The 399-nt window shown below is 56.9% G+C and carries 1 protein-coding gene; it reads left to right on the top strand.

The window, feature by feature from the left end:
- Positions 1-399, top strand: a 399-nt coding sequence (locus EG19_RS12000) for an AAA family ATPase (protein WP_152544071.1), incomplete at both ends; no start/stop codon positions are given.

Below are 399 nucleotides of genomic sequence, written 5' to 3'. Positions count from 1 at the left end.
GGGGGAGTTGCAGTCCAAATGGTACGGCGAAACCGAGGAACGCATTCGCCTCCTCTTTCGTCTGGCAAGAGAGTACGCGCCCAGCATCGTCTTTATTGACGAGATTGACGCGATTGGCGGCCAGCGGCACGCACTTGACCCGGTGCGACAGGGGGTCATTGACCAACTCCTTGCCAGTATGGATGGGCTAGGCCCTGTATCCCGGCCCGTGTTTGTACTGGCAGCGACCAACCATCCGGACCAGATTGACCCGGCGTTGCGCCGCCCGGGTAGGTTTGATGAGGTGATTCCAATTGACCTTCCCAACGCAGAGGCACGAAGGAACTTTTTTGAGCTTTTTCTAGCGCGTGTGCCAATTTCGGGTGCTATTGACGTAAAGCTTTTGGTTGAGCTCACCCC

It is taken from the genome of Thermoanaerobaculum aquaticum (assembly GCF_000687145.1).
In the GTDB taxonomy this organism is placed as follows: domain Bacteria; phylum Acidobacteriota; class Thermoanaerobaculia; order Thermoanaerobaculales; family Thermoanaerobaculaceae; genus Thermoanaerobaculum; species Thermoanaerobaculum aquaticum.
This window is presented reverse-complemented; position numbering and strand designations above follow the sequence as displayed.